At 66.0% G+C, this 11,135-nt stretch carries 11 protein-coding genes; 7 read left to right on the plus strand and 4 right to left on the minus strand.

The window, feature by feature from the left end; all coding sequences use genetic code 11:
* The coding region (locus FCI23_RS51415; protein WP_407646156.1) for a hypothetical protein at nt 1-369 on the minus strand (369 nt) is incomplete at its 3' end.
* Between the two features lie 617 nt (nt 370-986).
* Between FCI23_RS51415 and FCI23_RS51420 the strand changes: the two genes are divergently transcribed.
* The 4 genes from FCI23_RS51420 (at nt 987) to FCI23_RS51440 (ending at nt 7,392) form a co-directional block, all read left to right on the plus strand.
* Complete coding sequence (locus FCI23_RS51420) at nt 987-1,685, plus strand: FadR/GntR family transcriptional regulator (RefSeq protein ID WP_246144857.1); 699 nt, start codon at nt 987-989, stop codon at nt 1,683-1,685.
* A gap of 477 nt (nt 1,686-2,162) precedes the next feature.
* Nucleotides 2,163-5,603 carry a discoidin domain-containing protein gene (locus FCI23_RS51425; RefSeq protein WP_246144860.1) on the plus strand — a complete coding sequence of 1,147 codons (3,441 nt, stop codon included), beginning with the start codon at nt 2,163-2,165 and terminating at the stop codon, nt 5,601-5,603.
* 410 nt (nt 5,604-6,013) lie between these two features.
* A complete protein-coding gene (locus tag FCI23_RS51435) occupies nt 6,014-7,066 on the plus strand; it encodes a tyrosine-type recombinase/integrase (protein WP_246144858.1) in 1,053 nt (350 codons plus the stop codon).
* Nucleotides 7,063-7,392, plus strand: a complete 330-nt coding sequence (locus FCI23_RS51440) for a helix-turn-helix domain-containing protein (protein ID WP_136730842.1) — start codon at nt 7,063-7,065, stop codon at nt 7,390-7,392. The genes FCI23_RS51435 and FCI23_RS51440 overlap by 4 nt, the downstream gene beginning before the upstream one ends.
* Nucleotides 7,393-7,755: 363 nt before the next feature.
* Here FCI23_RS51440 and FCI23_RS51445 read toward each other — a convergent pair whose 3' ends face one another.
* Nucleotides 7,756-8,847, minus strand: a complete 1,092-nt coding sequence (locus FCI23_RS51445) for an integrase core domain-containing protein (protein WP_136730843.1) — start codon at nt 8,845-8,847, stop codon at nt 7,756-7,758.
* Between the two features lie 68 nt (nt 8,848-8,915).
* Between FCI23_RS51445 and FCI23_RS51450 the strand changes: the two genes are divergently transcribed.
* Complete coding sequence (locus tag FCI23_RS51450) at nt 8,916-9,215, plus strand: integrase core domain-containing protein (RefSeq protein ID WP_136730844.1); 300 nt, start codon at nt 8,916-8,918, stop codon at nt 9,213-9,215.
* Between the two features lie 353 nt (nt 9,216-9,568).
* On the opposite strand, the gene FCI23_RS51455 is transcribed toward FCI23_RS51450, so the two are convergent.
* A complete protein-coding gene (locus FCI23_RS51455; RefSeq protein ID WP_246144859.1) occupies nt 9,569-9,952 on the minus strand; it encodes a hypothetical protein in 384 nt (127 codons plus the stop codon).
* Between the two features lie 62 nt (nt 9,953-10,014).
* Entirely contained in the window at nt 10,015-10,341 is a 327-nt protein-coding gene (locus FCI23_RS57745; protein WP_169317401.1) for a hypothetical protein, read from the minus strand.
* 243 nt (nt 10,342-10,584) lie between these two features.
* On the opposite strand from FCI23_RS57745, the gene FCI23_RS57750 reads away from it, so the two are divergent.
* On the plus strand, nt 10,585-10,755 hold the full coding sequence (locus FCI23_RS57750) for a hypothetical protein (protein ID WP_169317402.1): 171 nt from the start codon (nt 10,585-10,587) through the stop codon (nt 10,753-10,755).
* Complete coding sequence (locus tag FCI23_RS57755; RefSeq protein WP_169317403.1) at nt 10,748-10,900, plus strand: hypothetical protein; 153 nt, start codon at nt 10,748-10,750, stop codon at nt 10,898-10,900. The genes FCI23_RS57750 and FCI23_RS57755 overlap by 8 nt, the downstream gene beginning before the upstream one ends.
* The last annotated feature ends 235 nt before the right edge of the window (nt 10,901-11,135 follow it).

An 11,135-nucleotide genomic window follows, 5' to 3' on the forward strand; every position in this document is an offset into this window, starting at 1 on the left:
CCAGAACGCCTGCTGGTACTCATCAGGCGGAACATAATCCAGGGCCGAGCGGAGCCTGACTTCCTCGGCGAGGCCGAGGACCCCAACCTGCCGCTGACGTCGCCCAGGTCGTGTCGCGATCGCCTGGCAGGAGCAGCCGAACCAGGAGCTGCAGCATGGGCAGCAGCGCTCTCCGATGACCTGCACCGACTTGGTCCCCAGTGAGGCGCCCGCGGCCATGAGCGCGGCCGGGGTCAGAGGCGTGTGGAAGTCCTCCGGGGCGAGAAGCCCGCACGCGTATCCGCCGACCATCACCGCACGGGCGCCCTCGAGCAGTCCGGTTTCGGCGAGCAGGTCGCGCAGCACATAGCCGTACGGCCGTTCGACCACCTCATAGGGTCCGCCGAAGGGCCGACGGAGAACAGGCCCGTGCCAGGGGTCTCGTCGGTGCCTGCCGCGCGGAACGTGTCCGCTCCCATGGCCGTGGCGAGCGCGACCTGGGCCAGGGTCTCCACGTTCTGCACCAGTGTCGGGCGGCCGAACATGCCCACGTCACTGGGGAACGGCGGGCGCTGTAGGACTCTGTCGCCCGATTCGGCCGACCTGCCGGAACCGACCAGCGACTGACGGTGAATGTGCTGGTGAAACTGATGGAATCGGCCCTCACCGCGAATCGGGCGACAGAGTCCCACAGCGTGATGGAAACGGGGCATCGCACCGCCCACACCGTGCTCCTGCCCGATGCCGGCTCCACATTGACGGCAGTCTGTCGCGCCGCCAGGGCTGCCCGCTTGCAAGAATCTGTTCAATGCGGCTGCAAGGACCATATGTATCGGGGGATCCCTGTGCGTGCCTGGTCCGACTATGGTCACTTTTGTCCGCTTGCTTTCACAGAGTTATGCACTCGACCGACGAAGTTCGGCGCGAAGCTTCCTTTCCGGCCACTCCGATGCCATAGTGGCCGCGCAAATAGATCTGATCCACTGTGAGTAGCGAGGAGGCTGCCAGTGCGCGGCACAGCCAACGCCGACCCCGAGGGGCCGGACGAGGCGTCAGACCGCTACCGTCCGGGGTACGAGTTGGTCGCGGAGCGGCTGCTGAACTACGTCGCCGAGCAGGGGCTCGCTGAAATCCTCGGCGCGACCCGCAACGTCACCCGTGAGGCGGTCAAGGTCCTGGCGGCGATCGGCCGGCTCAGCGTCCGCAAGGGAGCGGGCATCTTCGTCTCCGCGTCGCCCGGCGCGCTAGCCGACGACCAACTCGCGCATTTCCAGCCCACCAGCATGGAGCATATCCTGATGCTTCTGGGCTACCGTCGTCTGATCGAGTCGGAGACGGCGCGGTGTGCCGCAATCCTCGCCACCCCGATCGAGGTCCGGGCGATGCGGGAGAGCGCCGAGGTCTCGCTTGCGGCCAGAAAGGCGGTCGACGCCGAGGCATTCGCCCGCGCCGACGCGCTGTTCCACGATTGCGTCAGCATCGCCGCCCACAACGTGTTCCTGCGGTCGAGCGTCGCCAACATCGGCCGTTTAGTGTCCCAGCCGGACGTACTGCTCTTCCACGGTGACGTGCCCGGCTCGTTAGGTCGCCGGCACCCAGCACCTCGGCGTCGAGGTAATCGCCGCAGGCGAGGTGGACAGCGCCGCAGAGCTGATGACCGCGCATATCGACACCACCCAGAACCAGTTCGAGCGCAAGATCCGTGACTGACTCTTCAACCTCACCGGCCGCCCCGCGATCCGTCGGCGGCCGAAGAGCGGGCGTCGAAGTCCGTGGCGGCGTCGCAGCCGCCATCGCCGGAAAGGTCCGCTTCCTAGCGGACGCCCGCGCACAGACCAGGGGCCGTCCGCGCCACAGCGGGCGCCCGGCAGCACCTGGCGTCCGCAGCCCGGGCGTCATCAACTCCCTTTTCCCGGTGCCGATTGGAACTTTCAGTGTCGAAATTTCCCGCTCTGCTCCGCGCCCTGAGGCGGAGAACCACCCTCATCGCCGGAATATCCCTGGCCGCCACCGTGTTGGCACCGGTCAGCGCGGCCTCGGCCCAGGCCGCCTCCTCAGCGGCCGCCGCCGTCTACGTCTATGTCTCCCCGACGCTGGGGCATGACACCGCCTCTGGCAGCGCGTCGGACCCGTTGAAGACGCTCGACGAAGCCCGGAACTTCGTCCGCACGATCAACCAGAACATGCAGAGCGACATCCACGTCGACCTGATGTCCGGTACCTACCAGCTGGCGAGCACGTTCACGCTGACCAGCCAGGACTCCGGTACCAACGGCTACCGCGTCGTGTACGAGGCCGCGCCGGGTGCCAATCCGGTGGTCAGCGGCGGCAGCCAGGTCACCGGCTGGACCCTCTCCGATGCGGCGCACAACGTGTACAAGGCGCATGTGGGTAATGTCGACACCCGGCAGCTGTATGTGAACGGGGAGTTGGAGACCCGGGCGCGCAGTGCGAAGAACCCCTCCGGGTTCACCAAGACCTCCACCGGCTACACGTTCACCGACACCAGTCTCGACTCGTACAAGAGCGTGTCGAACATGGAAGTGGTCAGCGCCTGGGGCTGGATGCTGTACCGCTGCCCGGTGCAGTCGATCTCCGGTAACACCATGACGATGCAGCAGCCCTGCTGGAACAACGCCAATCTGCACCAGGGTGAGGAGATCCAGAACCCGACCTGGCTGGAGAACGCCCGCGAGCTGCTGGACACCCCCGGTGAGTGGTACCTGGACAAAAGCACCGGCGACATCTACTACATGCCCAAGGCCGGGCAGAACATGACGACCGCCACCGTCACCATCCCGCAGGTCCAAGACCTCGTCGACCTCAACGGGACTGTCGACAACCCGGTCAGCAACGTCTCCTTCCAGGGCATCACGTTCTCGTACTCCACCTGGCTGGCGCCCAGTTCCAGCGACGGCATGGTGGAAGGCCAGGCCGGGTTCCGGATCGTCGGCACCAACACAGACTTCGACTCGACCCGCCTGAACTGGGTCAAGACGCCTGGTGCGGTCAATGTGAGCTTCGGCCACAGCATCGGTTTCGAAGGCAACACCTTCACCCATCTCGGCGCGGTCGGGCTCAATCTGAACACCGGCACCCAGGGCACGGATATCACCGGGAACGTGTTCACGGAGGTCGCCGCCACCGGTATCCAGGTCGGCGGGACGGATGTGATCGACGCCCATCCCACTGATACGCGGGATATCACCAAGGACAACACGGTCGACAACAATGTCGTCGCCAATGTCGCCGACCAGTACAACGGCTCGGTGGGTATCCTCGCCGGCTACACCGACCACACCGTGATCACCCACAACAAGGTGTACAACCTGCCCTACAGCGGCATCTCGGTGGGCTGGGGCTGGGGCCTGACCGACGCGGGCGGTGACAGCAACTACCCGGGCAACTCCGGTGTACCGGTCTGGACCACCCCCACGACCAGCCAGAACAACGTGGTCAGTGACAACGAGATCAGCGACATCATGAAGTCGCAGTCCGACGGTGGCGCCATCTACACGCTGAGCGCCAACCCCGGTGGTGTGGTGTCCGGGAACTACATCTCGAATGTTCCGACGCCCGCGTACGGGGCGATCTACCAAGACGAGGGCAGCCGTTACTGGACCACCACGAACAACGCGTTCTGCAATGTGGCCTATCAGTGGCTGCTGCTCAACCACGGTATGGACATCAACGCCGAGTACAACTTCACCACGCAGCCGGCGTTCACCACCCAGTTCAACAGCACCAACGACACCATCACCAACAACACCACCGTCAGTGGGTGTGACCAGCTCCCGGCCTCCATCGTGGACAACGCCGGCCTCCAGCCCGCGTACCAGTATTTGGACCCGGACCCGGCGGTGACCGATCACACCGCGCCGACCGCCCCCGGCAAGCCCAGCGCGGTCACCGACTTCCCGACCGTCGCCTACCTCAGCTGGCCCGCGGCCACCGACGACACCGCTGTCACCGGCTACTCCGTCTACAGCGGCGGCAAGGTGATCAGCGCCTCCGGCGGCACCTCGGCACGCCTGTCCGGTCTGACCGCCGGGGCCACGTACACCTTCACCGTCACCGCCCGTGATGCGGCCGGCAACGAATCCCCGCTCAGCTCCCCGCTCACCGTCACCATGCCATCGGGGGGCGACCTCGCCCAGGGCAAACCGGTCACCGTCTCGTCGTACTCCGACCCCAACACCCCCGGTCTGGCCGTCGACGGTGATCTGTCCACCCGCTGGGCCCAAGGCCTCGGCCTGCCAGACCCCTCCTGGATCCAGGTCGACCTCGGCGCCCAGTACAACGTGAGCGGCGTGATCACCACCCTCGAAAAGGCCAGCGGCTACAAGTACCGCATCGAGGTCTCGCCGGACCAGGATCACTGGACCACGCTGGATGACCACACCGGCACAGCCACCACCGAACAGACCAACTACTCACCCGCCGCCACCGAGATCGACGGCCGCTACGTCCGCCTAACCGTCACCGGATCGAACAACAACGGCGGCAGCATCTACGAACTCCAGGTCTATGGCACGGCCCTGCCACCGAACACCGACCAGCAAGCCCCGAACGCCCCCGGGAAGCCGACCGTCGCCCCGCTGCTGCCCAGCGTCGCCGATGTGAGCTGGCCCGCCGCGACCGACAACGTCGGCGTCACCAACTACGACGTCTACCAGGACGGCAAGCGGATCGTCACGACCAACAAGACCACCACGCGGGTCAGCGGTCTGACACCGCAGAGCGCGTACAGCTTCACCGTCGTGGCCCTGGACGCGGCCTTCAACCAGTCGCAACCGAGCCCGGCCGCGACCATCACCATGCCCGCCAACATCGACCTCGCGCAGGCTAAATCGGTCACCGTCTCGTCGTACTCCAGCCCCAACACCCCTGATCTCGCGGTCGACGGCAACCTGTCCACCCGCTGGGCGCAGGGCCTCGGGCTGCCGGACCCCTCCTGGATCCAGGTCGACCTCGGCAGTGTCACAGCGCTCTCCAGCGTGGTCACCACCTTCGAGAAGCCGAGCGGCTACAAGTATCTCCTGGAGTACTCCAGCGACGGCACGAACTGGTCCACCCTCGACAACCACACCGCCGCGGCCACCACCTCGGCCGCGAACACCTCCATCGCCGCATCACCGGTTCCCGCCCGCTACCTGCGGCTCACCATCACCGGCTCGAGCTACAACGGCGGCAGCATCTACGAACTCCAGGCGTACGGCAATTTCAACGACCTCGCGCAGGGTAAATCGGTCACCGTCTCGTCGTACTCCAGCCCCAACACCCCTGATCTCGCGGTCGACGGCAACCTGTCCACCCGCTGGGCGCAGGGCCTCGGGCTGCCGGACCCCTCCTGGATCCAAGTCGACCTCGGCAAGGTCACGACGCTCTTCAGCGTGGTCACCACCTTCGAGAAGCCGAGCGGCTACAAGTACCTCCTGGAGTACTCCAGCGACGGCGTGAACTGGTCCACCCTCGACAACCACACCGCCGCCAACACCACGTCGTCGGCAAACTACTCCTCCGCATCGTCACCGGTGTCCGCCCGCTACCTGCGGCTCACCATCACCGGATCGAACTACAACGGCGGCAGCATCTACGAACTCCAGGCGTACGGGGGCTCCTGACCGCCACCCCCGCGCCCCGAACGACCCGTCCGATGACCAGAAACAGAAATCCTCGACGTCGCGGACCAGTGCCTTGCCCTCGGCTACCGGGGCATCAAGCTCCAAGCCTGGGACGGGGCCCGCAAGGACGCGGCACTCTGCCTTGCCCTGCCGGGAGGAGCTGCTTCAACACCTGGAGCTGGTGACGCCGCGCGTCGTGGTGCCGCCGTACTGTGCGACATCCCACGGGTTCCCCTGAGCCTCGCTGAGCTCTTGGCCCTGTGGCCAGGGGCTTCTTCCTGCGTCGACGGTTCGACTGTCTGCTGACGTAACTTCGGGATTCCTGAATCGTTCTCGTCTTGTCCGAGTGATCTGCGGTCCGGATGAAAGCGAGGGGGCTCGGGTTGGCGGCGTTAGCGGTCGTGCGGGACATGCGAGAGCACCGGGCTCCTGTCTCGGCGGAGGAACTGGCCCAGTTCGAGACTGATGCCCTGGCCGGGTTCGTCCTCGCCCGGGCCTCAGCCGGGCTGGCGGACGGGACCATTCGCGGGGACGTCGGGCACCTGGACCAGATGCGGACCTGGTTCGGCCGGCCACTGTGGGACCTGGACCCCGCAGACGCCGACGCCTACTTCGGGCGCGTCCTGCGGGGATCACCCAGCGGCACCCGCCTGGCTCGCTCCCAGGCACTGACCACGTACTTCGCGTTCCTGGAGCTGCGGCACAAGGTCGAACTCCACGCGATGACCGGCCGAGTGGTCGAGTGCCCGATCGACGAGATGAACCGTCCTCGCGGATCCAAGGACGCAGAGCTGCGGATCCCGCCGGTCGAGTCGGAGGTCGCCGCGCTGTTCACCGGCTGGGCCGGAGAGCTGGCCACCTGTCGGAAGTTCGCCCCGACCGCCAGGAACTACACCGCCTCGAAGCTGATGTCCGAGGTTGGGCTGCGGGTGAACGAGGCGTGCAGGCTCGACCTGGACGACATCAAGTGGGATCTGGGCCCGTTCGGAAAGCTGCATGTCCGTTATGGCAAGGGCAAGCGCGGCTCGGGGCCACGGGTGCGGATGGTGCCGCTGATCAACGGTGCGGGCCGGACCCTGCGGTGGTTCATCGAGGACGTGTGGGGCCAGTTCGGCGACGACCATACCCGCCCCGGCGCCCCGTTGTTCCCTTCCGAGCGCAAGAACGCCGACGGCTCCTCACGGAGGGTGGGTGACGACGCCCTTCGCAACGGCCTGGTGGCCGCCGTCGGGACGCACCTGTCCGGTTGGGCGGACAAGCTGACCCCGCACGTTCTGCGGCATTACTGCGCGTCCCAGCTCTATCTGAACGGCCTTGACTTGATTGCAATTCAGGAGGTTTTGGGACATTCATGGATCGCCACGACGATGCGGTATGTCCACGTGCAGCAGACCCGGGTCGAGGACGCCTGGGTAGCCGGGATGGAGCGGGCCGCGAAGCGGCTGGAAGGGCTTGTTCGATGAGGTGGAACCTGCGGCTGACGGCCGCGAACAAGGGCATCTGGAAGGCGTCCGAATTGCAACGCAGCCTTGCCGATCACGGTTTGGTGATCTCGGCGGGCAAGATGTCCGGACTGTGGTCCGGCCAGCCGGTCTCCCTCAAGTTGGAGGACCTTGACGTCATCTGCGTCGTCCTGGGCTGCGAGATCGGCGAACTGCTGATCCCCGAGCCGCAGAATGTCGCCCGTCCCGGCGAGGACAGCACTGTCCGGGCCGCCGTCGGCTCCCCGGCCCCAGCCCCTGCGGTGGTGCCCCGTCGTCGGGACGGCCGTTCCTTGCCGCCGATGTGAGGAGGGCCCGTGCGGCCGAAGTCCTGCCCCGAGTGCTTGTCCTGGGGTCTGCTGTTCGACCGGCGCTGCGAAGCGTGCTCGAACTTCGCCGGCGGGCGCGAGGTCGGCATGTGCGGGAGTTGCTCGGGCCGGCTGCCCCTGCGGGCGGGGCACTGCCGACTGTGTTGGACCCAAGCACGCGTCGACGCCGCAGCACAGGACGTACGACCGGAATCCGCCCTCCTGGACCTGCAGCGTCAGCAGCTCTTCTTCTCACGCATGACAGCGTTGTGGGACAGGCGGCCCAAGCCGCCGAAGGCCACGGGCGGCCGCCGTGGCCGGCTTCTTCGCCCTTGTGGGTGCCGATAATTGCGTCCATGCAGGTCAAGCGGCGTGTGCGTATTCGTGCAGGATGCCGCCGAGTCGATCGCGTCGTCGGATGTCGAGGTGGTCAAGTTGGTCCGGTTCGGTGATCGGTTGGGGGAGTGGGCGCAGGGGTGCGGCGGCGTGGAGGGTGCGGTGGGGCCGGTGCTGGTTGTAGAAGGTCTCGTATTCGCGGAGCGCGTGCAGGAGGTGGGCCTGGTTCACGATCAGGGTGCGGTCGAGGAGCTCGGCTCGACATGAGCGCACCCATCGTTCCATCACCGCGTTCATGCGCGGTACGCGGATGCCGGTCTTCACAATCTCGATGCCTTCGTCTTCGAATACGGCGTCGAAGGCGGCCGTGTACCTGCTGTCGCGGTCCCGGATCAGGTACTTCATGGTGACGCTGGCGTCCTGTAGGTCCATGACCAAGTTTCTGGCGAGTTGTGCGGTCCAGGCCGCGGTGGGGTGGGCGGTCGCGCCGAGGACGCGGACGCGGCGTGTGGCGTGCTCGATGACGGCGAAGACGTACAGGCGAGCCCCGGTCAGTGTCCGGGTCTCGAAGAAGTCGGCGGCGAGGATCGCGTGGGCCTGGCTGCGCAGGAAGCCGGCCCAGGTCTGATGGTCGCGCTGGGGTGCCGGCTCGATGCCGTTGTGCTGGAGGATCTCCCATACCGTAGAGGGGGCGACCTTGATGCCCAGCGTAGTCAGCTCGCCGTGGATGCGCCGGTAGCCCCAACTGGGGTTCTCTCGGACCAGGCGCAGGATGAGGGCCTGGATGCCGCGGTGGGTGGGCGGTCGACCTGGCCGTTTGGTGCGAGATTGATTGGCGTGGTGGCGGCGGAGTAGGTCTCGGTGCCAGCGCAGGACGGTGTCGGGGGAGACGATCAGGTGCAGCTGCCGCAGTCGTGCCCGGGGGAGTCGGTGGAGCAGGGCGGCGAGGAGCACGCGGTCGGGCGGGGTGAGGCGGGGTTTGTCGGCCTGGCGTTGCAGGACGGCGAGTTGGTGGCGCAGCGTCAGAATTTCGATGTCTTTGTCCGTGTCGCTCATGGGCAGCAGCCGCATGAAGGCGAAGACGCTCGTGAGCGCCAGGTAGGGCAGTCGCAGCAGCACGATCGACCATCCTGGCGTACCCGTCCGGCGACCTACAGCCGTATCCGCGAATCTGCAGGTCACGGCCTATGGATGAGATTTTCGGCACCCACACCCGAAAGCGAACGCACACTGCCGAAAGGTTCATTGGCACCCTACGCCGCGAACTCCTCGACCGTACGCTCATCCTCAACGAACGGCACCTGCGCCGAACCCTCACCAGCTACCTGGAGCACTACAACGGACACCGGCCTCACCGAGCCTTGAGCCAGCTCTGCCCATCGCAAGCCGAAGCCGGACCACCGCGCCCCATCAACCTCGCCCAGCACCGCGTCCACCGCACAGCGGTCCTCGGCGGACTCCTCAACGAGTACCAGATCGCCAGTTGACACCACCAAGAACCCGCAGATCAGCGGCCGAATCCTATATTTGAGCCCCACAGGCCGGCCACCACCCCGACGACACCGGAGAGGAGGGAACGCACCACCATCGGCCCCGTGGAAGCCGACGCCCTCGCACCGCATGCGACGACCCGCCGCACGGCAAGGGACATAACGGGCACCCAGCCGCTCACGGTGTCGCCGTCAAACCTTGGAAGAATCGAGGTCAACAGCAACCCGAACAGGACTTGCGACCTGCCGCATCTCCACAGCTCACAGCGCCAAATCGTATTTTCGAGCGGCACAGGCGAAGGACTCCAAAACGGCACGACGATTCGTGTTTTTGAGCCCCATAGGTCTGATCACACGGTCAGTACGGCGATTGCCTCGCTCCCGGGAATCTGGTCCAGGTATGCCTGGATGTCGTCGGGATCCGAGGTTGCGATGATCGCCGCATCAATCTCCAGGGCAGTCAGAGCAACCAGGCCGTCCACGGGGTCGGGTTTTTTCTTCCGATTCAGCCCTGCCCTGCCGATCAGTTCACCGATCCGACGCCATTCGGTTTCGGTGTAGCAGCAGACTACTGCGCAGTCCTTGAGCGCCCGCGCCAGGTGCGCCGTCTTCATTCCACCGCGCCATGCTTGAGCGATGACCGGGGCCGGGACCACCGGCCGCCCCGTCAGGCAGTACTCGGCGTGCTGCCGCCCGGCCCGCGAACTGCCTGGTGTCGCGAGGGCGATGAGCATCCCAGCGTCATAGACGACGTCGCCGAGGGTTGCAACATCAGGGCATGTGGGACAGCCCCAGTTCATGCGGCAGCCCGGCGGGAACGTACAGCGGTGGCGCGAGCGCGGGCCGCCATGATCTCCTGGCGGATGCGGTCCGCTTCCTCCGGCGCCATCTCTTCCTGGGGCGGCCATACGAGGGTATCGGCTTCCGCTTCGGCGGCCGCAATGGCGGCGTCGATGTCTGCGAAGGATGCCGCAATGCGCTCCCTGCGCGCGGCCTCGGCGAGTGATGAGGAGACCATGAATGCCGAGACGTCCTGACCGCCTTCTGCTGCCGCGGCCTTGATTCGCTCGGCCTGGGCCGGTTCAAGGCTGATCGAGATACGCGTTTTTGCCATGCCATCCATCGTATCACTACGTAATACGAGCCTGCAGAGTTTTTCTCGCCCGGGCTCGCGTGACTGCTCCGGAGCGGGCGGGACTCGACGCCGTTGCCAACCTGTCCCGCGCGAAAACCACGGTTCGGACTGTTGATCAGATCGTTTGTCTTCGTCTTCGCGCGGTCGCCGATCGGCAGCAGGCGCAGCGCGGCGAAGGTGTTCGTGACGGTCAAATAAGCAAGGCGGAGCAGCACAGGTGATCATCTTGCTGTGGCCGTCGTCAAGACCGCAGGCGGGATGACCTGGGCGGATCAAATTATCGGCAGGCGCAAAGTCGAAGCAGCACGAGTGATCATCATGCCGCGCTTCGGGCTGGATGCCGCAACCGGGTTGGGGATGGCCCTCCGCAGGCGGGTGCAGAGCTGTAACCAGCATGGATGAGGTTTCCGGCACGTACAGGTTCGACTCGAGTGCGCTGGCGGCGGCGCTGGCCCACGCCCACCAGCAGATCGACGAGCAGCTCGAAGATCTCCGCGATGCCCTCGCCCCCCTGCACACGACGACACCACCCACGCAGAGCATGTGACCTGCAAGGGCATTCGGACGCTTCCATTACCCCACGTCACCATTGAGCTCCGCTTCCTCGTTCCCCGAACGTCCAACCCGCAAGACGCCCTCGCCACACCGCGACACCCTTACGACGTCGTGCGCGGTAGCTGAGACCCCGGTCTGAGCATGCAAACGGCCGTGCGAGACGATCATGATTGTGACGTCAAGAGGGGCCCGCACGGCCTTGAGCCATCGTATCTGCACCGGGATCC

The sequence above is a fragment of the Actinacidiphila oryziradicis genome (genome assembly GCF_005047355.1).
Taxonomy (GTDB): domain Bacteria; phylum Actinomycetota; class Actinomycetes; order Streptomycetales; family Streptomycetaceae; genus Actinacidiphila; species Actinacidiphila oryziradicis.

Bases quoted from the DNA above. Each gene is read 5' to 3' on its own strand.
- FCI23_RS51455 (WP_246144859.1), bottom strand. From the start codon at position 9,952: ATGCTCATCGCCCTCGCGACACCAGGCAGTTCGCGGGCCGGGCGGCAG.
- FCI23_RS51440 (WP_136730842.1), top strand. From the start codon at position 7,063: ATGAGGTGGAACCTGCGGCTGACGGCCGCGAACAAGGGCATCTGGAAG.
- FCI23_RS57745 (WP_169317401.1), bottom strand. From the start codon at position 10,341: ATGGATGGCATGGCAAAAACGCGTATCTCGATCAGCCTTGAACCGGCC.
- FCI23_RS51435 (WP_246144858.1), top strand. From the start codon at position 6,014: ATGCGAGAGCACCGGGCTCCTGTCTCGGCGGAGGAACTGGCCCAGTTC.
- FCI23_RS51450 (WP_136730844.1), top strand. From the start codon at position 8,916: ATGGATGAGATTTTCGGCACCCACACCCGAAAGCGAACGCACACTGCC.
- FCI23_RS51425 (WP_246144860.1), top strand. From the start codon at position 2,163: ATGCAGAGCGACATCCACGTCGACCTGATGTCCGGTACCTACCAGCTG.
- FCI23_RS57755 (WP_169317403.1), top strand. From the start codon at position 10,748: ATGGATGAGGTTTCCGGCACGTACAGGTTCGACTCGAGTGCGCTGGCG.